19 protein-coding genes are annotated in these 21,377 nt (G+C 57.3%); 10 read left to right on the top strand and 9 right to left on the bottom strand.

The annotated features are described in order from the left end of the window. Nucleotides 1-108 precede the first annotated feature (108 nt). The 7 genes from PQR53_RS20395 to PQR53_RS20365 all read right to left on the bottom strand — a co-directional run bounded on the left by PQR53_RS20395 (nt 109) and on the right by PQR53_RS20365 (nt 8,181). On the bottom strand, nt 109-1,773 hold the full coding sequence (locus PQR53_RS20395) for an ABC transporter substrate-binding protein (protein ID WP_408457571.1): 1,665 nt from the start codon (nt 1,771-1,773) through the stop codon (nt 109-111). Nucleotides 1,774-2,101: 328 nt separating this feature from the next. Beyond that, nucleotides 2,102-3,121, bottom strand: a complete 1,020-nt coding sequence (locus PQR53_RS20390) for a HoxN/HupN/NixA family nickel/cobalt transporter (RefSeq protein WP_408457568.1) — start codon at nt 3,119-3,121, stop codon at nt 2,102-2,104. 18 nt (nt 3,122-3,139) lie between these two features. Beyond that, the gene (locus PQR53_RS20385; RefSeq protein WP_408457566.1) at nt 3,140-3,655 is read right to left on the bottom strand and encodes a cupin domain-containing protein; all 516 of its coding nucleotides are present in this window, start codon (nt 3,653-3,655) and stop codon (nt 3,140-3,142) included. Between the two features lie 231 nt (nt 3,656-3,886). Continuing rightward, nucleotides 3,887-5,992: an elongation factor G gene (gene fusA / locus PQR53_RS20380; RefSeq protein WP_408457564.1), complete on the bottom strand. Its 2,106-nt coding sequence runs from the start codon at nt 5,990-5,992 to the stop codon at nt 3,887-3,889. A gap of 318 nt (nt 5,993-6,310) precedes the next feature. Further along, a complete protein-coding gene (locus tag PQR53_RS20375) occupies nt 6,311-6,817 on the bottom strand; it encodes a DUF192 domain-containing protein (protein ID WP_323044136.1) in 507 nt (168 codons plus the stop codon). A gap of 145 nt (nt 6,818-6,962) precedes the next feature. Then, nucleotides 6,963-7,157, bottom strand: a complete 195-nt coding sequence (locus PQR53_RS20370; RefSeq protein WP_011489640.1) for a hypothetical protein — start codon at nt 7,155-7,157, stop codon at nt 6,963-6,965. A 454-nt stretch (nt 7,158-7,611) separates the two neighbouring features. Beyond that, nucleotides 7,612-8,181 carry a pseudouridine synthase gene (locus tag PQR53_RS20365; protein ID WP_408457562.1) on the bottom strand — a complete coding sequence of 190 codons (570 nt, stop codon included), beginning with the start codon at nt 8,179-8,181 and terminating at the stop codon, nt 7,612-7,614. A gap of 354 nt (nt 8,182-8,535) precedes the next feature. Between PQR53_RS20365 and icd the strand changes: the two genes are divergently transcribed. The 7 genes from icd (at nt 8,536) to PQR53_RS20330 (ending at nt 15,946) form a co-directional block, all read left to right on the top strand. Continuing rightward, on the top strand, nt 8,536-9,792 hold the full coding sequence (icd, locus tag PQR53_RS20360) for an NADP-dependent isocitrate dehydrogenase (protein WP_408457559.1): 1,257 nt from the start codon (nt 8,536-8,538) through the stop codon (nt 9,790-9,792). Between the two features lie 177 nt (nt 9,793-9,969). Then, nucleotides 9,970-11,226 (top strand): tyrosine-type recombinase/integrase, encoded by a 1,257-nt coding sequence (locus PQR53_RS20355; protein ID WP_408457557.1) that lies wholly within the window; start codon nt 9,970-9,972, stop codon nt 11,224-11,226. Between the two features lie 263 nt (nt 11,227-11,489). Beyond that, the gene (locus tag PQR53_RS20350; protein WP_408457555.1) at nt 11,490-12,392 is read left to right on the top strand and encodes a sce7726 family protein; all 903 of its coding nucleotides are present in this window, start codon (nt 11,490-11,492) and stop codon (nt 12,390-12,392) included. Further along, nucleotides 12,389-13,342 (top strand): sce7725 family protein, encoded by a 954-nt coding sequence (locus PQR53_RS20345; RefSeq protein WP_408457553.1) that lies wholly within the window; start codon nt 12,389-12,391, stop codon nt 13,340-13,342. Before PQR53_RS20350 ends, PQR53_RS20345 begins: the two co-directional genes overlap by 4 nt. 2 nt (nt 13,343-13,344) lie before the next feature. Beyond that, nucleotides 13,345-14,379, top strand: a complete 1,035-nt coding sequence (locus PQR53_RS20340; protein ID WP_408457551.1) for an RES family NAD+ phosphorylase — start codon at nt 13,345-13,347, stop codon at nt 14,377-14,379. A gap of 358 nt (nt 14,380-14,737) precedes the next feature. Continuing rightward, nucleotides 14,738-15,400: a hypothetical protein gene (locus PQR53_RS20335; RefSeq protein WP_408457549.1), complete on the top strand. Its 663-nt coding sequence runs from the start codon at nt 14,738-14,740 to the stop codon at nt 15,398-15,400. 21 nt (nt 15,401-15,421) lie between these two features. Continuing rightward, complete coding sequence (locus PQR53_RS20330) at nt 15,422-15,946, top strand: hypothetical protein (RefSeq protein ID WP_408457546.1); 525 nt, start codon at nt 15,422-15,424, stop codon at nt 15,944-15,946. Between the two features lie 75 nt (nt 15,947-16,021). On the opposite strand, the gene PQR53_RS20325 is transcribed toward PQR53_RS20330, so the two are convergent. Next, nucleotides 16,022-16,672: a hypothetical protein gene (locus PQR53_RS20325; protein WP_408457544.1), complete on the bottom strand. Its 651-nt coding sequence runs from the start codon at nt 16,670-16,672 to the stop codon at nt 16,022-16,024. 500 nt (nt 16,673-17,172) lie between these two features. On the opposite strand from PQR53_RS20325, the gene PQR53_RS20320 reads away from it, so the two are divergent. Together PQR53_RS20320 and PQR53_RS20315 are read left to right on the top strand one after the other, a co-directional pair. Next, nucleotides 17,173-18,168: a DUF4062 domain-containing protein gene (locus tag PQR53_RS20320; RefSeq protein WP_408457542.1), complete on the top strand. Its 996-nt coding sequence runs from the start codon at nt 17,173-17,175 to the stop codon at nt 18,166-18,168. 295 nt (nt 18,169-18,463) lie between these two features. Beyond that, entirely contained in the window at nt 18,464-19,042 is a 579-nt protein-coding gene (locus PQR53_RS20315; RefSeq protein ID WP_408457540.1) for a recombinase family protein, read from the top strand. A 483-nt stretch (nt 19,043-19,525) separates the two neighbouring features. Here PQR53_RS20315 and PQR53_RS20310 read toward each other — a convergent pair whose 3' ends face one another. Beyond that, entirely contained in the window at nt 19,526-20,644 is a 1,119-nt protein-coding gene (locus tag PQR53_RS20310) for an FUSC family protein (protein WP_408458038.1), read from the bottom strand. A 482-nt stretch (nt 20,645-21,126) separates the two neighbouring features. On the opposite strand from PQR53_RS20310, the gene PQR53_RS20305 reads away from it, so the two are divergent. Beyond that, nucleotides 21,127-21,377: COG3415 family protein (locus PQR53_RS20305; protein ID WP_408457538.1), on the top strand; the 251-nt coding region annotated here is incomplete at its 3' end.

The raw sequence follows: 21,377 nt of genomic DNA, 5'->3' as shown, positions 1-21,377 counted from the left end.
TGCGCTCATGCGTTCAAGGGCGTTTGCGTTCAACAGCTTTGCATTCAACGGATTTTGCGTTCACCGGGTTGGCGGTTACGGGTTTGCGTTCACGGGTTTGCGTTCAAATCACGCGCTCAACACCGCGCGATCGAAATAGAGTTGCGCGAGCGCGGTGAACCGCACGCCGTTCACACCCTTGCGCATGGCGATCAGCTGATCATAGAAGAACGGGATGATCACAGGCGTCTCGTCGAGCAGCAACGTCTGAATCTGTCCGGAGATTTTCTTTTGCGAGCTCAGGTCGATCGCCGCGACGAACTGCGCGACCAGTTGATCGTATTGCGGGTTCTTGAAGTGCGCGGCGTTCCACGTGCCGGTGCTGGTGAGCGGCGCGTTCAGGAACACGTTCGGCACGCCGCGATGACCATAATCGGTGATGCCGAGCGGCGAATCGAGCCAATCCGATTTGCCGGGGGTGCCCGCGCCGTAGTACAGCGACTGGCTCTCCACTTTCAGATTCACGCGCACACCGATCGCCTTCGCTGCGTTCTGCACGACCACCGCGAGATCGGGAATCTCCATGTACTTCTCGGTGGTGAGTGTGACGTCGAATCCGTTCGGCACGCCGGCTTGCGCGAGCAGCTGCTTCGCTTTCGCGAGGTCGATCCTGCGTTGCGCGACGCCTGCATCCGATGACGGAAATACCGGTGCGAACGGGCTGTCGTTGCCGAGCTGCGCGCGGCCCTTGAACAAACCCCGCACGAGGACGTCGCGATCGAGCGACAACGCCAGCGCCTGGCGCACGCGCTTGTCCTTGAACAACGGATTGTCGTTGCGCATATGAATCTGCCGATGCGCGCTCGACTTCACGCCGACTGCCTTGTAGTCCGGATTGTTCAGAATGCCTGCGCCGCCCTGCACGGTGAAGGTGCCCATCACGTCGGCCTGGTGACCTTGCAAGGCGAGCAACTGCGCCTGTTCGTCGGCGTAGAAGGAGAATTGAACGCGTTGCGGTAGCGCTTTGTCGCCCCAGTAATCGGGATTGCGCACGAACGATGCGCCGACCTTCGCCTGATACTTTTCGAGCTTGAACGGACCGGTGCCGATGAAGCTCTTTTCATAACCGCCCGCATAGTTCGCGGGCAGGATCACGGCGTTGTAATTGTCCGAGGAAACGTAGTACGGGAAGTTGCCGTTCGGCGCATCGAGATGGAAGGCGACCGTGTGCTCATCGACCACCTTCGCGCCGCCTTTCGACAACACGCCCTTGAGCACCGAGAGCGCCGCCGAACCGCTCGCCGGGTCGGCGAGGCGATCGAAGGTGGCGACCACGTCCCTGGCGGTGAAGGTCTGGCCGTCGTGGAACTTGACGTTGGGGCGCAGCTTGAAGGTCCACACGTCGCCCTTGTCGTTCGGCTTCCACGACAAGGCAAGCGCCGGTTTCAGCACGAGCTTTTCGCCGTCGTCGTCGATCAGGAATTCGCCAGTCTGATTCAGGAGCGCGAGGCTCGCGGCATCGGTCACGGTGAGCGGGTCGACCGCGCCGGCCGGCGTCAGATGAGCGACGCGGATCGTCTGGTTAGCCGAACCCGGCGCGCCTTGCGCGCGGGCGCGCGGCGCATGTAGAACGCCGCCGCCGACCAGCGACAAACCGATCACGCTCGCATAGCGCAGCAGATCGCGACGCGTGATGCGGCCAGCGATGAATTCGTCGATGGCGTGGTTGCCGTAGGCGTCGGCGGTGTGGCGGGGCAGGTCGAGTTCGGGAAATCGGTCCGCGGGAGTCTTCATCGATGGAGTGTCCAGTCCGTTCTGTTGCCGGTTCTGAAGCGCCGCGCCGGATGCGCGCGACAGGGCGACTTGATTGCAATGACGAAAAGCTGCAGGGCAGCCGCAGTGGCAAAAAGCGGTTTCAGTGTAAGCGATTGACCAGGGGTTCGGCGCGCCCGCTGCGCGGTCCGGTTCACGTTTGGCGGATAAAAGGGGCCGCGTGTGTCGTCACGGCAACGCTCGACGGGCTCTCGCGGATGCCGACGTAAAAGCCCGGGATGCCGCAGCGCGGAAATCGCCGCTACGGCCGTGGAATCCTTACCGATCTCAAGCGCAGGGTAAGTTGGATTTACCGCGCGATGACGGCCGGGCGGCGCCAGCGGTGGAACAGTACGGAGCCGATCCAGCACGCCATGAACATGGCGACGATGCCATAACCCAGCATGCCGAAGCGTTCGTTGAGGCTCGCCACGGCGTCCCATATGCCGCCATTCAAACCGAGCTTGTCCGATAGCAATCCCAGCGCTTCGACGCCGCCAATGACGATCGCCACCACCGCCGAGACGAACGTGATGCTCGCGTTGTAGTAGAGCTTGCGCTTCGGATCGTCCATGGCCCAGCCGTAGGCGTGGACCATCAGCACGTTGTCGGTCGAATCGACCAGCGTCATGCCGGCGGTGAAGAGCGCCGGGAACACGAGGATCGAATACAGCGGCAGGCCTTTGCTGGCTTCGGACGCCGCAATCGCCAGCAGGCCGATCTCGGTCGCGGTGTCGAAGCCGAGGCCGAACAGCACGCCGACCGGGTACATGTGCCAGCTTTTCGTGACGAGCCGGAACATCGGCCGCAGTGCGCGCGACAGCAAACCGGCGGGCGCGATGTTTGCCGTCGTTTCCGCAGCGAGTTCACCGCCACGTTGGACATGGCGATAGCGGCGCCAGACGTCGCGCAGAATCACGAGATTCACGCACGCCAGCACAAGCAGAAACACCGCCGACACGAGCGTGCCGATCGTGCCGCTTACCGCCTTGAAGGTCTCGAGGCGGCCGTGCAGCGAATGCGCGGTCCACGCGATGCCGATCGTCGCCACGATCACAATCGTCGAATGGCCCAGCGAAAACGACAGGCCCACGCCGAGCGGCCGCTTGCCGGTCTGCATCAGCTTGCGCGTGACGGCGTCGATCGCGGCGATGTGGTCCGCGTCCACCGCGTGACGCAGGCCGAAGCCATACGCGAGCAGCGCGGTGCCGAGCAGTAATGGATAGTGGCGAAACGCGATCAGCGCCCACGCCCATGCGCCGAGATTGGCTGCGATCAGTACGGCATAGAGCGTGATGAGGCGAGGGCGCAGCGAGGCGGTCGGCGTCATGAGTTGCGTGAAAGAGATTTAGTGATCGTGCGGATGTTTGTGAATCGGATCGACCCAGAAAACGGTTTCCGGTGCTTCCACTGCGTCGATGTTCAGGTTCACCACCACCGCTTCGTTGTCGCTGCGCACCAGCACGCATTCGAGTGGATCGTCGGTGCTCGCGTTGATTTCCTGATGCGGCACATAGGGCGGCACGAAGATGAAGTCGCCCGGACCGGCTTCGGCCGTGAATTCCAGATGCTCGCCCCAGCGCATGCGTGCGTGGCCGCGGACCACGTAGATCACGCTTTCGAGCGCGCCGTGGTGATGCGCGCCGGTCTTTGCGTTCGGATGAATCGTCACGGTGCCGGCCCAGATTTTCTGCGCACCGACGCGCGCGGCATTGATCGCCGCCGCGCGATTCATGCCGGGCGTTTGCGCGGTATTGCTGTCGAGCTGGTCGCCCTTGATGACCTTGACGCCGTGCTCGCGCCAGTCGATCGGCGCCGATGCCTGCTCGTCCTTGTAATGCGGGTGTTCGTGATCCTGGCTCATGGTGTGTCTCCTCGTGGGCGTGAGTCCGGCCGATCGGCACGGCGCCGTTTGGCATTTTTGCACGTTCAAAAACGTGTGTGTTGCCGGCGGCCCCGGGCGGTGTCGCGGACGAAAAAAAAGCCCATCCACGGGGGACGGGCTTTTTGCTGCTTGCCTTCGTTGGCTTCGTTGCTTTCGTAGCCGTCGATTCGCCGAGGGTCGCGGCACATGGCGTGTTGCAACCCTTGTCGCTTACTTGTGCTTCGCGTTGATCACGGCTTCCGCGACGTTGTTCGGCGTTTCAGCGTAGTGCTTGAACTCCATCGTGTAGGTCGCGCGGCCTTGCGTGGCCGAACGCAGCGAGGTCGAATAGCCGAACATCTCCGCGAGCGGTACTTCGGCGCGCACCAGCTTGCCGCCGCCCCCGGCGATGTCTTCCATGCCTTGCACCATGCCGCGCCGGCTCGACAGATCGCCCATCACATTGCCCATGAAGTCCTCGGGCGTTTCCACCTCGACGGCCATCATCGGTTCGAGCAGCACCGGCCTCGCCTTGCGCATCGCGTCCTTGAAGGCCATCGAGCCGGCCATGCGGAACGCGTTTTCGTTCGAGTCGACGTCGTGGTACGAACCGAAGGTCAGCGTCACTTTCACGTCGACCACCGGATAGCCCGCCAGCACGCCGGCCTTCAGCGTTTCCTGAATGCCCTTGTCGACTGCCGGAATGTATTCGCGCGGAATCACGCCGCCCTTGATCGCGTCGACGAACTCGTAGCCCTTGCCTTGCGCCGACGGTTCGAGCGTGATCACCGCATGGCCGTACTGGCCGCGGCCGCCCGACTGCTTGACGAACTTGCCTTCGACGTCCTCGATCTTGTTGCGCACCGTTTCGCGGTAAGCCACCTGCGGCTTGCCGACGGTGGCCTCGACGCCGAACTCGCGCCTCATCCGGTCGACCAGAATTTCCAGGTGCAACTCGCCCATCCCGGAGATGATGGTCTGGCCGGATTCTTCATCCGTCTGCACGCGGAATGACGGGTCTTCCTGTGCGAGACGATTGAGCGCGATGCCCATCTTCTCCTGGTCGACCTTGGTCTTCGGCTCGACCGCCTGCGAAATCACCGGCTCAGGGAAGATCATCTTTTCAAGGATGATCACATGCTGCGGATCGCACAGCGTGTCGCCCGTGGTCGCTTCTTTCAGGCCGACTGCCGCGGCAATGTCGCCACAGTAAACTTCCTTGATTTCCTTGCGCTCGTTCGCATGCATCTGCAGAATCCGGCCAAGACGTTCCTTCTTTTCCTTGGTCGCGTTGTAGACGGTGTCGCCCGAATTCACCACGCCCGAATACACGCGGAAGAAGATCAACTGGCCGACGAACGGGTCGGTCATGATCTTGAAGGCGAGCGCGGAGAACGGATCATCGTCTTTCGGATGACGCTCGATTTCGTTGTCGTATTCGTCGTGACCACTGATCGCGGGGATGTCGAGCGGCGACGGCAGATAGTCGATCACGGCGTCGAGCATGGCCTGCACGCCCTTGTTCTTGAACGCGCTGCCGCACAGCATCGGCACGATCTCGTTGGCGATGGTGCGCACCCGAATGCCGTGCTTGATTTCCTCTTCGGTCAGCGTTTCGCCGCCCAGGTATTTGTCGAGCAGTTCCTCGCTGGCTTCCGCGGCGGCTTCGACCATCTTGTCGTGCCATTCCTTCGCGGTATCCGCGAGTTCCGCCGGGATGTCACGGTACTCGAACTTGATGCCCTGGTTCTCTTCGTCCCAGTAGATCGCCTTCATCTTGACGAGGTCGACCACGCCCTGGAAATGATCTTCCGCACCGACCGGAATCTGGATCGGCACGGCGACGCCCTTCAGGCGGTCGCCGATCTGCCGCTGCACGCGAAAGAAGTCCGCGCCCACCCGGTCCATCTTGTTGACGAACGCAATGCGCGGCACCTTGTACTTGTTCGCCTGACGCCACACGGTTTCGGACTGCGGCTGCACGCCGCCCACCGAGTCGTACACCATGCACGCGCCGTCGAGCACGCGCATCGAACGTTCCACTTCAATCGTGAAGTCGACGTGGCCCGGGGTGTCGATGATGTTGATCCGGTGTTCGGGATAGTTGCCGGCCATGCCTTTCCAGAAGGCGGTGGTGGCCGCCGACGTGATGGTGATGCCGCGTTCCTGCTCCTGTTCCATCCAGTCCATCGTCGCAGCACCGTCGTGAACCTCGCCGATCTTGTGGGTCACGCCTGTGTAGAACAGGATGCGCTCGGTGGTGGTGGTTTTGCCGGCGTCGATGTGAGCGCTAATGCCGATATTCCGGTAGCGCTCGATGGGAGTCTTGCGGGGCACGTGAACCTCCTTGGAATGGCGCGCCTGAAACGCTTGCCGGGCGGCAGTCTGTGCTGCCCGGGGAGCCTGGGTGCTGCTTTACTAAGATTACTAGGATAGCGCGTCGGCCTGTCTTTTGCAGGAATCTTGCCAGCCGCCCGTGAAGCCCTGCTGGTATGGGCTCAAAGGGCTGTAAGGGTCGTGGCCGCGCGGCGCCGCGCAGGGTCGCGAGTCGCTGGCGCTGCGCTGAAAGCAAAAAACCGGTGCCTCGTGAAAGGCACCGGTTTTTTTTGAAAAGCAGTTGAAGAATCGAGCGGTGTCGCGGGAGTCGACGCGCTGTTATTGCGCGGCCGGCAAGCCCTGGATCTTCATCCCCGGTTTGATGCCTTTCGACGAGAACCAGCCCTTGCTCATTTCCAACGCATACACGCCGTTGTTCCTCGGGCAGTGATTGTTGGTGGTCTCGGCCTGCATTTCGTCGATGTCGGTGACCGTGCCGTCGGCGCGCATGAACGCGATCGACAGCGGGATCAACGTGTTCTTCATCCAGAAGCAATGCACCGCGTTTTCGTTGAAGACGAACAACATGCCTTCATTCGGCGCGAGGGTCGTGCGATACATCAAGCCTTGTTCGCGGTCGGCGTCATTGGCGGCGACGGCCGCGTCGATCACGAACATGCCCGCGGTCAGCTTCGCGCGCGGAAAGTCGCCGGGCTGCTTCGCGCCGGCCGGCATGTCTTGTGCATGAGCGGGGGCGGCGGTCGTCGCGACGAACGACATCGCGGCGAGCGGCAGTGCAATGGCAACAGCGAAACGCGCAATCAACGAGCGCATGGGAAATCGCACGGCATGACTCCTTGCTGGAAATTAATCCGCGAATGTTACGCGAGCGCGTCAAAAACAAAAAGGCAGATCGCCTTGCGGTGATCTGCCTTTCAACGCCGTAAGAGCGGCAATGAAGCTAGTTCTTGACTGCGTTTTTACAACAAACTTACTCCGAAGCGCCCGAAGCTGCAGCTGCTGCTGCTGCCTTCTTGTGCGACTTCTTGTGAGCGTGCTTCGTGGTCTTCTTTGCCGACGAAGCTGCTGCTGCCGGAGCTGCCGAAGCTGCTGCCGGTGCCGAAGCTTGTGCGAATGCTGCCGTTGCGAAGAGGCCTGCGACCAGAGCGGCGATCAGTTTGTTCATTTTGTAAATCCTCAGCTTGAGTTAATTAACCAAATGACCCGGTTATATGTAGAGTCATGTCGGTAAACGTGCCATCCACCTTTCGGTTGACAGCCGTATCGAACAAATTTTCGACACGTCTGCTTAGCGCTCAGACTCCCTGTACTTACCGCGAGCGCGGCTTGCGCAAAGGCCCTTAAGGCTGAATGCCGGATAGCTTCGGGCGGCATCTGCGTCGAATAACGCGTGAGCTCGCGCGCCGGTTGACGTATTTTTTGGGGAAAATTTTTAGGCCGAAGTGCTGATGCAAATGAATGGCTGTGCAGCGCTCACAAATGGATTTGTTTCACGCGTTTTCCATATTGGTTTCACGTGCTCTTTTGTTTGCGGATACAACGAGTTAGCGTTTTCTGTGAAGATCGAAATACACGGCCGATGCGAATTCGGCGCAGACACGGCGCGCATGTGAATGCGATCAGGCGATACCTTCCCACGGCGCCTTCAGCGGTAATTCGACACTTTCTCCCGGCTGCAATCCGAGCGAAAAAATGTCAAGGGCGCCGACTCCGGCGCGCACGAGACGCAGCGTCGGAAAACCGACTGCGGCAGTCATGCGCCGCACCTGACGGTTCTTGCCTTCGGTGATCGACAACTCGATCCACGTGGTCGGAATCGCGGCGCGATAGCGGATCGGCGGTGTGCGCGCCCACAGCGAGTCGGTCGGCTCGACGTATTCAGCGCGGCAGGGCTGCGTCACGTAATCGCCGAGATCGATGCCGCGCGCGAGTTTCTTCAACGTGGCATCGTCGGCCGCGCCTTCCACCTGCGCCCAATAACGTTTGACGAGTTTGTGACGCGGTTCGGCGATGCGCGCTTGCAGCGCGCCATCGTCAGTGAGGAGCAGCAGGCCTTCGCTGTCGGAATCGAGCCGGCCCGCAGGATAGACGCCGGGCACTTTCACCCAGTCGGCCAGCGACGCCCGCGTCTCGTGCGGCGAAAATTGACAGATGGTGCCGAACGGTTTGTTCAGGGCGAGAAGTCGCATAGGGAAACCGATGAAGGTCGAGCGCCGCCGATTGCAGCGGGATGTGCTCACGCAGGCCGGGAGTGGCGCCGCTTCTGCTTCGATAGGATAGTAAATAGAGGGCGGAATAATAATGCATAACGCGCTACCTTAAATTCTTTGTCTTATATAAGACATAAGAGTGAACGATTTCCTGGTTCTGATTTTCGACAATGTTGGAAAACCCCGAGCCGCTACTGCCTCGTGCCCGCGTCGGTGTGGGCTAGAATAGGCCACCAGGTCGCTCGCGGGCTTCCGGCATTGCGCGTAGCGAGGAGCCACCCGTTTCCGCAGTCTCCCATCAGCTTTCAGCACAGCCTTCACTGGAGTCCGATCATGCCGTATCAGCACATCAAGGTTCCGACCGGCGGTGACAAGATCACTGTCAACGCGGATTTCTCGCTCAACATTTCCGACCAGCCCATCATTCCGTATATCGAAGGCGACGGAACCGGCCTCGACATTACGCCGGTGATGTTGAAGGTAGTGGATGCTGCGGTAGAAAAAGCCTACGGGGGCAAGCGGAAAATCCACTGGATGGAAATTTACGCCGGCGAGAAGTCGACCAAGGTGTACGGCCCGGACGTGTGGCTGCCGGAAGAAACGCTGCAGGTGCTGAAGGAATACGTCGTCTCGATCAAGGGTCCGCTTACCACGCCGGTCGGGGGCGGTATCCGTTCGCTGAATGTCGCGCTGCGTCAGGAACTCGATCTGTATGTTTGCCTGCGCCCGGTGCAGTACTTCAAGGGCGTGCCTTCGCCCGTTCGGGAGCCGGAGAAGACCAACATGGTGATCTTCCGCGAGAACTCGGAAGACATTTATGCCGGCATCGAATGGCCGGCCGAGTCGGAACAGGCGAAGAAGGTCATCAAGTTCCTGCGGGAAGAAATGGGTGTGAAGAAGATCCGCTTCCCGGAAACCTCGGGGATCGGTATCAAGCCGGTGTCGCGCGAAGGCACGGAGCGCCTGGTGCGCAAGGCGATCCAGTATGCGATCGACAACGATCGCCGCTCGGTCACGCTCGTGCACAAAGGCAACATCATGAAGTTCACGGAAGGCGCATTCCGTGACTACGGTTATGCGCTCGCACAGAAGGAATTCGCCGCGGAGTTGATCGACGGCGGCCCGTGGATGAAGATCAAGAACCCGAAGACGGGTGGCGACATCGTGCTGAAAGACGTGATTGCCGATGCGTTCCTCCAGCAGATCCTGTTGCGCCCGGCGGAATACGACGTGATCGCCACGCTGAATCTGAACGGCGACTATGTTTCGGACGCGCTGGCCGCGCAAGTCGGCGGTATCGGTATCGCGCCGGGCGCGAACATGTCGGACTCGGTTGCCATGTTCGAAGCTACGCATGGTACGGCGCCGAAGTACGCTGGCAAAGATTACGTGAACCCGGGCTCGGAGATTCTCTCGGCTGAGATGATGCTGCGTCACATGGGCTGGACTGAAGCGGCTGACCTGATCATCAGGTCGATGGAAAAGTCGATTCTGCAAAAGCGGGTCACGTATGACTTCGCGCGCTTGATGGAAGGCGCGACACAAGTGTCTTGTTCGGGCTTTGGGCAGGTGTTGATCGAAAACATGTAACTACGTCCAGCGTCATCCGGAGAAATCCGGCGAACCCCGGTGTACACTACTTGTGGCCGGGGTTTTTGTTTTTTGACGTCCGGTAAAATCTGAGGGAATCCGGGGTTTATTGAGGGCAATCCTGAGGGGAATGATGATCAATCTCCCCTCGTTACCCTCACTATTGAGGGATGGTGAATGGGCAGAAAAAGGCACTTCAACTACACATTGACGCCAACGCGCTTGAACAACGCTAGGCCGAAAGAAAAGCCATACAAGCTAACCGACGGCGGCGGCCTCTTTGTGCAGGTGATGCCCGGAGGCTCGAAGACTTGGTGCTATCAGTACTCGTTGGAGGGGAAGCGTCGGGAGGTGACCATTGGTCGGTATCCCGAAATTGCAGTTAAGGATGCACGCGACCGGCACAGTGAATTTCGCGCAATGGTGGAGCAGGGCAATGATCCGGCGGCAAAGAAGCGAGCGGATGAAGCGGAGCGCAAAACGAGGGAGTTATTGAGGGAGGACGAAGGCCAGTTCAAGGCCTTTTCCCTCAAATGGATCGATGAGCGGCTATCGGGTAAGTCGGACGGATATCAGAAGCAAATCCGCTCGCGCTTGGATCGGTTCGTCTGGCCATTCGTCGGGCGCAAGGCTCTTGAGGATGTGAAACCAGCCGACGTGTTGTCGATCATTGAGAAGCTGCGTGCGACGCCAAACACCGCCGAGGGGGTGCGTGTCATCATCCAGCAGGTCTATAACTACGCGATCCAAAAGTTATTGGTAGAGACGAATCCTGCGTTGCCGTTGCGGGGCGTTATCGAGGTTCCCCAAGCCGAGCATCATCGGCATCTTAGCGAGTCGGAGTTGGGCGCGTTTTGGCGTGCCGTAGGTAAGCAGGGCGCACACCCGTCGACAACGGCGGCAACGAAGCTGTTGATGTACAGCATGTGCCGAAAGGTCGAAGTGCTTCGTGCGAAGTGGACCGAGATCGATGCGGAAAAGGCTCAATGGGACATTCCGGCTGAGCGGATGAAGTCGCGCCGCCCGCATCGAGTGTATTTGTCGCGGCAGGCGCTGGAAATTCTGGAGGTGCAGCGCGCGCTGACGGGCCGAGGGGAGTACGTGTTCGCATCCGCATTTCGCAACAATGTGCCCATGGCCGACGCAACGTTGAACCATCTTTTCAAGCGGTTGGACTTTGGCGTACCGGAGTTTTCACCGCATGGAACGCGCGGAACCGCAGCCACACTGCTACGTGAACACGGTTTTAGCCGGGATGTAGTGGAACTGCTGCTTGCGCATACGGAGAAAAGTCAGACGGCGGCGAGCTACCACCATCACGAATTGGAGGCTGACCGGCGGCGTGCGTTGCAATACCTCGCGGACGAGATAGATCGGCAAGCGGCAATCTCGGCAGCCGCTAATGTCGTGAATCTCAGAGGGCAGGCAGCGTAAAGTGGAGGCAAATCAGCCTTGGTCTCGTGCTAACCCACCGCGCTTACGCGCGCACGGGCGATGTGTGGAATGTTGTCCCGCGGCCCTGTGCAACAGTCGACTAACCTGTGGGGCGCGCCCAGAGGCCGTGTGGCTCGACCATGGCGGGATTGTCGACGCGACGACCAGCGTCCGGTACAGTGTCACGTTAAATGCAAGCTCGCGTGAGAGGAGATTTCGAGCGTCGAACTTTGACATCGCGTGTTTAAATAGGTTATCTGTTTATGGGTGATGTTTCTATATCTCTTGACGCATCGCAGTTGGCTGCGACAGCGAAGCTTTTTTCTTCGAGAGTGATTCAAGAGCTGGCCGGGAAGGGGAAGTCCCCGTTGTTCTGCCGGTTGGCGGAAGAGTCTACCCTTGCCGGTCGTATTGTGGGAAACGCTCCGATTAGAGAATTATTTGAATTGGCGTTCAGTTTCCTGACCAAGAAAATCTATCGGCATGAATATGCTTATAAAGCAGCAATAACGCACAAATTATTGCTGGGTGTGCATAGCCTGCACACGGCGTCTCTATTGACTGAATTTAGGGTGGGGAGTTGTAAAGCGGACATTGCGATACTAAACGGAACCTCAAGCGTCTATGAGATTAAGTCGGAACGTGACCGTTTGGATCGATTGTCGGCGCAAATCGAAGCGTATCGCAGCGTTTTTGCAAATGTAAATATCATTGCCGCAGAGAAGCATGTGCCTGATATTCTATGCATGGTTCCGGAGGACGTTGGAATACTTGTCTTAACCGAACGCTTCAGAATTTCGACCATTCGTGAAGCGTGTTCAGATATTAATCGTCTAGACGCGACGGTAATTTTTGATTCCATAACGCGTCGTGAAGCTGTTCTCATTTTGAAAATGTTGAACATTTCGGTGCCTTCAGTTCCGAATACCCGCATTCATGGCGAGCTTCGCGCGATTTTTAGCTCTCTGCCAGTGGTAGACACCCATGCCTGCATGGTAGCGGTTTTGAAAGAGTGCCGGAGTTTGTCTTCGTCCACTCAATTCATCTCTGCTCTCCCAAGTTCATTGCGGACAGCCGCACTATCGGCTAAATTACATCCAAAAGACCATCAAAGATTACTGTATGCAGTCGAAACGCCAATCGGGGAGGCCCTTAGCTGGGCATGAGCGCCATGTACTATCCGTACTTTCGTGGAAAACAGTTCGACCTCGTTGCCGTTCGGGAGAACGCTGAACTGCTGGCTAAGTCTAAATTTATCCCAATTATCGAGCCGGTAAAGGAGACGTTTAGCGGACTGATTCGAACGATTGACGAAGTGAACAACGCTGGTGGCGAATTGGTATTGATAGTAAACCCAGGGAATGGTGATCTCGCTGGGAATTCGGACGCGATTGTCATTTTTCTGGATGGAAATTACAAGGATTGCAAAAACATTGCGGCAGGAATATTCATAACTGAAAATACAAGTATTGCGGAGATTAATCAGTTATGCGATAAAAATGCCGGTCGCCCTATAGCGATAATTCATGCTGGTTTTGCGGAAGGGCGAGTGTTGCGCGCAAATCTTGACGAAAGGCCTAGGGAATATACTCATATTTTCTTTGAAGAAAATTCGGGGAAACTTTATCGGAAACATTTTTATAATCATCCGCGAGTATTGCTTCGAGATGGCTTTCAGCGTCGGGCGAATCGGCTGCATCCCCCTGTGGAATTTTTCTCTGATTTGCACGCGACCTATGCAGATGAAGGGATGAATGGGTTTGGGGATTTTCTCATTGTTGGGGAGGAGTATTCTGAGGTTGGCGGCCCGGCCTATGCGGTTGCAATTCATTTAACCTTTATAGACTCGGAGAAGGATGATGAAATGCATATTTGCCACTTTAAATCAGATAGATTCGATACGCCCACCGATCCCGCTGGAAAATTCGCGGAAGCAGTAAAAAAGCTAGCTGGCGCTGTAATAGCGGAAAACTCGAAAATTCCCCGTACGCAGGCAGTTGAAGAGTTTTTGGAGTTCAATAGAAGTGGACACTTCCCTGGGCTGGGTTACGTCAAAAAACTGTCAATGCAGCATCATATCGAAGTCCTTGCCAGCTATTTTGACAGGCAGGGTTAGGTATGTTTTGCTGCGCAAATTGTTTTGGTGACGGGCATCTAAGAGATGAGGTCATTCCTCGATTATCAAGCGCCAAAGGAGTGTGTTCGTATTGCGAATCCGAAGAGCAAGACCTTGTTGCGCCTGCACTTCTACGCGAGTATTTTGAATTGCTTGCAAGTATTTACTTGCAGCAGGAAGATGGTCGATTTCTCGTGGAATGGTTAAAGGATGATTGGGCTTTATTTTCGCATGCTCGAATGGATGTCGCGCATGCGAAAGAATTGTTGGCGGATATCCTAGACGACGGTGATATTGTAAGAAAGAGCTTTCTCCCGTCTGAGCGAAGTATTTCTGATGCGCTGGAAAAATGGGAAGCTTTGCGTGCTGAATTAATGCACTCCAATCGATATTTCCCGAAAACAGAAATTAATCATGACCGACTTAGGCGATTATTTGGATTTTTGCTTTTGAAGGAAATCGATTTGCCGCAGCGATGGTTTCGCGCCCGAATTCAGAGTAGTGAACTGGTCTTCCGGCCCGATGAAATGGGCGCGCCTCCGAAACAACTTGCATCTCATGGACGAGCAAATCCTGCGGGAATTCCGTATCTCTATTTGGCGTCCACAGCGCTTACTGCAATTTCTGAAATTCGGCCGCATACAGGCGAGACGGCTAGTGTGGCAGAGTTTTCGATTTTAAGGTCACTGAAAATCGCGGATTTACGTCATCCAAAAAAGACTATTTCTCCATTCATTTTGGATGACGAGGATGAGATAGCTTTGCTTAGGGGTGATGTTAGATTTTTAGAGAAACTTGGCGAGGAGTTGACAAGGCCCGTAATACCAAGATCGGCCGCATTCGATTATATTCCGAGTCAGTACCTATGCGAGTTCGCAAAGTCATGCGGGTTTGACGGCGTGATGTACCGGAGTTCGGTCGGTGACGGGGTAAATGTGGCGCTGTTTGACCCGACGCACGCGCAAGTTATCGAAATTACTCGTAATGCAGTCCTGCGCGTTGCTATTGACTTCGCGCGTCTCGCGGACGCTAGTTGACTTCCTCAAGTCGTTCGAACGTGTGGCGTTCAAACTTATGCATCCACGGCCTGTTGGGCGCAGGAATGTGCCAGCAATTGCCGCTTTTTTTGGCTAAGTAGTTGAGGCGCTCTAAGGCGTTGAGTGATAGTAGAAGGGGTACGGCAGGGTGGCGCGGTGGAAAGGCTCTCAGCCCATTTTGGCGCAGCCGCGCGCCCTTACGCGTCCCGTTAATCCTTCCGCTCAAGCGCGGTGCTGCTGCAACTGCCCGGTCAGGGCAGTCGCCATGAACTAGCCGTTTCGCGCTGGCTTTCCGGCAACGTATTCGAGACCCCGTTCGATTACGCTCAGCCGTGGCCCATTCGAATAAGGACAATTCATGGCTGACCTAAACGCTGCGCTCATCGCATTCGCCGGTGTGTTGGTTGGCGGGTACTTGAACAACTTTCTGGCCGAAGATTACAAACGCTTTCGGGATGGCCAAGCGTTGGCCGGTGCGCTCGCTGGCGAACTCGAATCGCACGGTGAGCACATACCGGACATCACCAAAAATCTTCCGAAGCTCAAAGAGAGATTGGACGCAGGTATATGGGTCGTTCTCCCTGAATGGCCCGTGCCCAGCAGTCCGGTATTCGAAGCAAACACGGATAAGATCGGACTGCTAGACCCTGATCACGCGAAAGAGGTTGCATACGTCTATGAGCAAATTCGGGCTTTCCGTGGAACATTCCATCTGTTCACTAAACACAACACGACCATGGGTTTCGATTGGCAGGCGGCGATGGTTCAAGGGTCAATCGATGCAATAGAAAGGGCGGAGAAAAGAGGCGAGCCACTTATCAAAGGGCTCAAAGCACACGCGAAAGCATCTTACTGGAAGCAGCCTGCAACGATCAGAAAGTGCGTGATAGCAGCGCTTGTCTTGGCAGTGCTCGTGTGGGCCTTTATCCACTATGCGAGCGCGGGTGCGAACGAGCCATCAACCAACTGCACGACCGTTTTCGATCACGCGAAGGGCGTCTTGACCACGGTTTGCAAGTAGACACGGCAGCGGGAGGCGAAAATGGCAACGGCAGCTAACAACGGTTACAGGCCGATCCTGAATTTGCTGGAACAAGCACACAAAGCGCTCGACGCTGGTGCCACTGTTGCTGCAATTGCCATGGTTTACATCGGAATCGACACGATGGCATGGCTGGCGCTTCCGATAGGTCAAAACACTCAGACGCGAACGGACTTTTGCAATTGGGTTGATGCCTATCTGAAAGTTGACGCAACTCAGCCATACCAGTACGTGGGGCTGGACGTTTATGCCGCCCGCTGCGCGGTTTTGCATCAGTTCGCGACGGTCGCAGAACTTCACCGGCGCGATAACCCGCCAACGAAGTTCGGCTATCTCGATAACGGCCCTCATCAAACCGATGGCGGAGACCTCGTGCTAATCAGCGCTGCCATGTTGATTCGAGATTTCAGTCATGCCGTGGCACGGTTCACGAGAGCCCCGCAAGCTGACGCTGATTTGAAGGCACGTATCGACAGTCGAGTGCTGGAACTTCTGAACACCACGCCGATAGGTGGCGCGCAGTAGGTTAGTCCCTGTCCCGTCTTGCGATGGGCTCGCGCCTTACCGCGCGGGACGCGGACTGCCCAAGCTAGGCAATTGCTATGAACTAGCCGTTCCTCGCCGATCCTTCTCGCCATGATGTTTGCGGGCGTTCGATTGCGCGCTGCCGCCAAGCTCTTCAATGGCACGAGAGATCACTGCCGCGCGCAACTCGTCCAACTGTTCGGTGCCGAGAATCCTCCGCAATAGCGCGTCGAGCGCGTATTGCGTAAGCTTATCGCTAACTTCCTCGCCAGCCGATTCCTTGTCTCCCAAAAATTGGGCAAGGCGCATGTACATTCGACTTATGTGTTCGTGGCGGTCATGTACATTCGGATCACTAAGCGCTGCCTGCACATACCCAGCGCTTGCTCCGATTTCTCGAAGTGTCTGTTCGAAGTGATCCAGCTTTTCGTCCGTGTCGGTCGTGATCCAAACTGCCCACTTCCGTCTGAGTTGATACAAAGCGTGTGCGTCTGCAAGAAGTTTGTCTGTCGGGCCGTACTCGGTGAGGGTATCTAAAGCCTTGTGAAATCCTTCGGCATACTCTTCGCAGAATTGGACGTATTTGTCGAAGGCGACATTGGCCATGTGTGATCCGGCAGAATCTGCTGCCATCTTGAGGCGTTCGCGAGAACTCTGTGCCTTCTGCTGCCAGACCGCTAGCGATACAGCGACAACGGCACCAAGCACCCCGCCTGCGAAGACCATAGGCCGCTGCTGATTTCATCGCCAATCGTGGAGGAGGCTGCGTTCGCCGCTGTGTCGCTATGATGACGTTAGCCGATGCGGCAAGTGTCGCAGTGAACTGCGCTTGTCGCTATTGCCGCAGATGCCGCCATGTTTTCCCCGTCTTTTTAAGAGGAGTTGACATTGTACGGCTTGCCACGATGGCACAACTGCCTGATATAGGCGGTCGCTCGGTGTACCGGCGCGGGCGAAGTGATCGAAAGGACGCGAGCGGGACGGGAGAAGAGCGGCGCATATTGTACGAGCTTGCGGCGGTGCGCAACTGCCTAACAGAGACGATGCCGGGTGCTGGAGGTTCAAGGCTCTGCGGCTTGCCGCGCGTGCGATGGGACGCCGAAAGGACTGCGCTCGCAATATGTCGGCTAACGGCCAGAGCGCCGTGTTCTTCGCGTGCTCCGGGATGATGTTTCCCGGTGCTAGACTCCGGATCACTTAATCGTGACTCGGGGCCGGTGCGAAAAATGGATAAGAAATATCAGGTATTTATATCGTCCACCTTTACGGACATGAAAGCGGAACGTCAGGCAGCGGTGGAAGCGGTTCTTGACGCGGGACACATCCCAGCAGGGATGGAGTTATTTGCGGCCTCTGACAAGAAACAGATGGAGGTCATCGAGGGCTGGATTGACGAAAGCGACATCTTTATGCTCGTTTTGGGTGGCCGTTACGGAAGTATCGAGCCGGAATCGGATAAGAGCTACATCCATCTTGAGTATGAGTACGCTGTTTCCGCTGGGAAACCGCTCTTCGCGCTTTACCTAACGGACAAGGCCATTGATGACAAGGTGCGGGCTAGTGGCCGCGCGGTGTTTGAGCAGGGGGACTCGAAAGCGCTCAATAACTTCCGTGAAATGGTTCAGAGCAAGATGTGCCGGGAGATCAACGACACCAAGGACATACACATCCAAGTGCCCAAGGCCATTAAGAGTTTGGCCGCTGCGAACAAGTTAGAAGGCTGGATGCGGGCGTCGAATGTTGAAAGCTTGGCGCCTCTGATGGACCAACTGGCATCGCTTCGCGCTGAGAACGCGCGGCTGACGGAGGAGTTGAAGAAGCCGAAAGCGGAACTGACCATACTGCCGCGACTCACCGACGAATTTTCCGAAAAGAGCTTAGATGCCGAGATTCATCTGCAGTTGAAGGTAGATATTTATAGCCAAGGCACAATTGGCGCTCGCAACCAGTGGGTGACAACATATCGCGAAATCTTAACGATAATTGGCCCCAGTCTTCTTACCCAGCCGTTCGAAGCCACTGTGCATGCGTATCTTGACCGGTTGATTAAAGACCGTCAGGGGTACGACAGCGTTGAAGTGCTGGAATCTTCCTTTCAAGAACTGAAGATGAAGCTTGCCGGATTTGGGGCTGTGAATTTGACGAGAGATGACCGGAAAATCCGCTGGACGCTTTCAGAAAACGGTAAGAACTTGCTGGTCAAGGCGCACGCAGATATCTAACTGCAAGCGGCTTAGTCCGTCAGACGTCGCGCGGTGGCTTCGAGCCTTGCCGCATGGGGCGCGGGCCGCCCTGATTAGACAGTTTTTCCCATGGTTCAATCTCTTCTTGTCAGGTGTTTAAGGTTGTCCTCGATCAGCTTCAGTGGGTCGGGTGGTTTCTTGTGCTCGCTGCGGTAACTAATCGACCGTTTTCTTGCCGGGTAAGAACACGTCGAAAATGTGGAAATAAAGTCCTTGTTTCTGGATTTGTTTCCGCGTGATATTATTTCCACGTTATCTTTCCACCGAGCGCGCGATGTCCAAGACCTTTCTTTACGCCCGCGTCAGCACCAATGAGCAGACGACTGCGAATCAGGTTTTGTTGGCCGAGAAGGCGGGTTACGCTGTCGCAGATCGTCACGTGTATGCGGAGACGATCAGCGGTACGGTCGCGGCTATGGATCGGCCGATGTTTGCCAAGCTGGTCGGCAAACTCGACGAAGGCGACAAGCTTGTGGTCACAAAGCTGGATCGGCTTGGACGGAACGCGCGCGACATAGATGCGACGGTTGCGATGTTGCGAGACATGAAGGTCGCAGTCATTGTGTTGGACCTGCCGGTCATGGAAGTGACGAGTGCGGCCGGCGATCTCGTAATGCGCATGTTTGCGGCGTTCGCTCAGTTCGAACGCGATCAGCTGGTCGAACGCACGCATGCCGGTCTGGCACGGGCCAAGGCAGAAGGCAAGATTTCCGGTCGGCCTTTGTCGCTGACGGCCATGCAACGCGCCGAAATCAAGGTGAAGCTCGCCGCGGGCGCAACCAAACGCGGACTCGCGAAAGAGTATGGTGTGAGCCATCCGACCATTACGAAGGCTGCAGCCCACATCGCGTAATTGGCCGACTTTCGCTGCTCCCGTAAATGCATGCAACGGTGGATCGATGGAGCGCGGGGCCCAATACTGCCCGATAGTCTGACAACGATTCACCATGTTCATGCACTCGTATCGGATTTTGCACGTACCGACATATCCCTTGATTTGTTACCGAGATTAAAGTTCTGTGTGTGCGGCACAAAAGCGACTGCTTCAAATGCTGCGATGTGCAAGAAGCGTCTAGTCGTATCGCGCCGAGGCTGGACTCGCCGCTAATTTGGCAACTGCCGGACTTCCCCGTTCGGCCACGAACCGACACTCGCGGGATCGCGTTGGATGACGGCAGTTCAGCCCATTGCAGACCCTCGCCGGGGCTGTCGAGAATCGATCAAAGCCCGGTATTTGCTATCGAGCTGTTAGGCGGTATCCAGTGTGGAAGGTATCGTTTGACATCGTGCTACGAGCGTTGACGGTCGGTGCTCGGCAATTGGTGGTCGTTGCAGCCTATTTTCCGGAGCCCGAAGATTGGAGCGGAAAAATGATCATGGCGGCAACCAGGCCGAGTGACCCGCCGAGAAGCGTCTCCCAGGCGCGGGCTGCAAGCACGGGGACTGAGTGCACGCCACTTGCCGCAAGCGTCACGATCAACGCAAAAGCGAACGCCGCGCAGGCGATATCGTAACGCTCTGGCAAGGCCATCGCATATATGACCATCGCGAGCGCGGCTGCAGCCCAGATCAGCAGCGGCGCATGCTCTGCGACAGGCAGACAGGCAAGACCTATCGGAACGCCAATCACCGTACCGAGAATCCGGCGTCGCACGCGCTGTATCGTGCCGGTCGCCGAACCTGCGACGACGTAGGTGCACGCGGTGATCGCCCAGGCAGACTCGTCAAGGCCAATCCAGCCGTTCAGGACTACGATGATCAACGCGCCGATTGCCGCCTGCAGTCCCATGAAGAACTCCGGTGAGCACCTCCCAGCAACAGGTGTTGGTCCGGCAGCGAGCGCCGCTGTCTCGACGGGGCGCTCTGCGGGGCCGCTTAGCACGCGTGGTACGACCGACGCCAGGGCGGCGATAAGCGTGGCAATCCCAATCGCCCACAGATCGTCGCTCGTCAGACGGGCGCCGTATGCGAGCAATTCTCCAATATAGATTTGCGATCCGACTCCGGCGCCCAGGACGCCGAATCGTTTGAGATAGCCGACCAGAAACGCGCCGGTCACAAGAACCAGTTCCGGTCCCGCGCGACCCGCAACCTGCAACGGCCGGGAAAAAACCACGAACAGGCCTGCGCCTAACGCTGCGGCAAAACTCAGCAGCATGAGATCGCGGCTCGACTCGGCGCGCGTTGTTTTCCCCTCCGATACGCTCGCCCAGAGTGCGAAGTTTCCAGCAAGGTAACCCAGCGAGACGCTGCTGGGCACGCTGTGGGCAATATCCTGCAACGTCCCCAGTGCAGCCGCGATGCCGTATGCCGTCACGAGTCGCAACCCCTTGATTCGACGGTGCGTACCGGGGTCAACCCGGTCCAGCCAACGGCCAACTGCCGCCACCGGCCTCAGGCCGCCCCGAAGCAATTTTCCAGCACGATCCGCGGAGCCTTGCGGGTTGTCATTCATGGGCTTCTCCGTGATCTTTTCCAGGGCACATCCGAGCGGCAACGCAAGTTGATTTTTCAGCAAGTAGACAATACGGGAAGTATCAAATGGGATTCTAGGGCCCACAACGTGTGTAACGACCTTTTTCTGTTTCTTCGGGCTTCTGTTGCGACCGTGACTTGTCAGCCGGTGAAGCGGGCGAAAGGGATCGGCTGTTGTGGGTCGTGTGCCGCCGATCGGTGGTAGATGGTGACAGGCCATCCGGGGACATCGGGCCGGCGCAATCGAACGACCTGAGCCTTTCGATTGACGGCCACCCAAATGGCCGGCGGTGCGGCGGCTGCGCCGCAGCCTGGTCCGAAGTCAGAGTTCGTCTCCAGCTGCCAGCTGGCATTTGAGGGGAGGCAGCCTCGTCGTCCCACCATGAAATCTGTTAAAGATCGTGTATAAATACGGAGACCGCCATGGTGACATAACGACCAGTTCATTTTCCGCACTGCACGATGAGCAAACAGATCGATGATATTCCGCTCGCGCGGCGTAGGGTGATCGCCACTGAGCTTCTGTTGAAGGGCGAAGGTATTAGCGAGGTGTCGAGGAAGGCCCGGCTGAGTCTTCCGACTGTGAGCAAATACAAGGACCTGATAGAAAGAGGCGGACCTGAGGCGCTCGCGCGCCTTCGTATCCACGGGAATATCCCGCGACTGGATGATGCCTCACAGAGCTGGCTCGTTAGCGCGATCAAGCACTCGCC

Source organism: Paraburkholderia fungorum, from assembly GCF_046027605.1.
Lineage (GTDB): Bacteria > Pseudomonadota > Gammaproteobacteria > Burkholderiales > Burkholderiaceae > Paraburkholderia > Paraburkholderia fungorum_F.
Note: the sequence above shows the minus strand (reverse complement) of the source record. Positions and strands in the feature narration are given on the sequence as shown.

What these genes read in the sequence shown, in the direction of transcription:
- PQR53_RS20320 (WP_408457542.1), top strand. Translation starts at nt 17,173, where the DNA reads ATGGATAAGAAATATCAGGTATTTATATCGTCCACCTTTACGGACATG.
- PQR53_RS20310 (WP_408458038.1), bottom strand. Translation starts at nt 20,644, where the DNA reads ATGAATGACAACCCGCAAGGCTCCGCGGATCGTGCTGGAAAATTGCTT.
- PQR53_RS20330 (WP_408457546.1), top strand. Translation starts at nt 15,422, where the DNA reads ATGGCAACGGCAGCTAACAACGGTTACAGGCCGATCCTGAATTTGCTG.
- PQR53_RS20340 (WP_408457551.1), top strand. Translation starts at nt 13,345, where the DNA reads ATGTTTTGCTGCGCAAATTGTTTTGGTGACGGGCATCTAAGAGATGAG.
- icd (WP_408457559.1), top strand. Translation starts at nt 8,536, where the DNA reads ATGCCGTATCAGCACATCAAGGTTCCGACCGGCGGTGACAAGATCACT.
- PQR53_RS20315 (WP_408457540.1), top strand. Translation starts at nt 18,464, where the DNA reads ATGTCCAAGACCTTTCTTTACGCCCGCGTCAGCACCAATGAGCAGACG.
- PQR53_RS20355 (WP_408457557.1), top strand. Translation starts at nt 9,970, where the DNA reads ATGGGCAGAAAAAGGCACTTCAACTACACATTGACGCCAACGCGCTTG.
- PQR53_RS20325 (WP_408457544.1), bottom strand. Translation starts at nt 16,672, where the DNA reads ATGGTCTTCGCAGGCGGGGTGCTTGGTGCCGTTGTCGCTGTATCGCTA.
- PQR53_RS20350 (WP_408457555.1), top strand. Translation starts at nt 11,490, where the DNA reads ATGGGTGATGTTTCTATATCTCTTGACGCATCGCAGTTGGCTGCGACA.
- PQR53_RS20385 (WP_408457566.1), bottom strand. Translation starts at nt 3,655, where the DNA reads ATGAGCCAGGATCACGAACACCCGCATTACAAGGACGAGCAGGCATCG.
- PQR53_RS20335 (WP_408457549.1), top strand. Translation starts at nt 14,738, where the DNA reads ATGGCTGACCTAAACGCTGCGCTCATCGCATTCGCCGGTGTGTTGGTT.
- PQR53_RS20345 (WP_408457553.1), top strand. Translation starts at nt 12,389, where the DNA reads ATGAGCGCCATGTACTATCCGTACTTTCGTGGAAAACAGTTCGACCTC.
- PQR53_RS20370 (WP_011489640.1), bottom strand. Translation starts at nt 7,157, where the DNA reads ATGAACAAACTGATCGCCGCTCTGGTCGCAGGCCTCTTCGCAACGGCA.
- PQR53_RS20395 (WP_408457571.1), bottom strand. Translation starts at nt 1,773, where the DNA reads ATGAAGACTCCCGCGGACCGATTTCCCGAACTCGACCTGCCCCGCCAC.
- PQR53_RS20390 (WP_408457568.1), bottom strand. Translation starts at nt 3,121, where the DNA reads ATGACGCCGACCGCCTCGCTGCGCCCTCGCCTCATCACGCTCTATGCC.
- PQR53_RS20365 (WP_408457562.1), bottom strand. Translation starts at nt 8,181, where the DNA reads ATGCGACTTCTCGCCCTGAACAAACCGTTCGGCACCATCTGTCAATTT.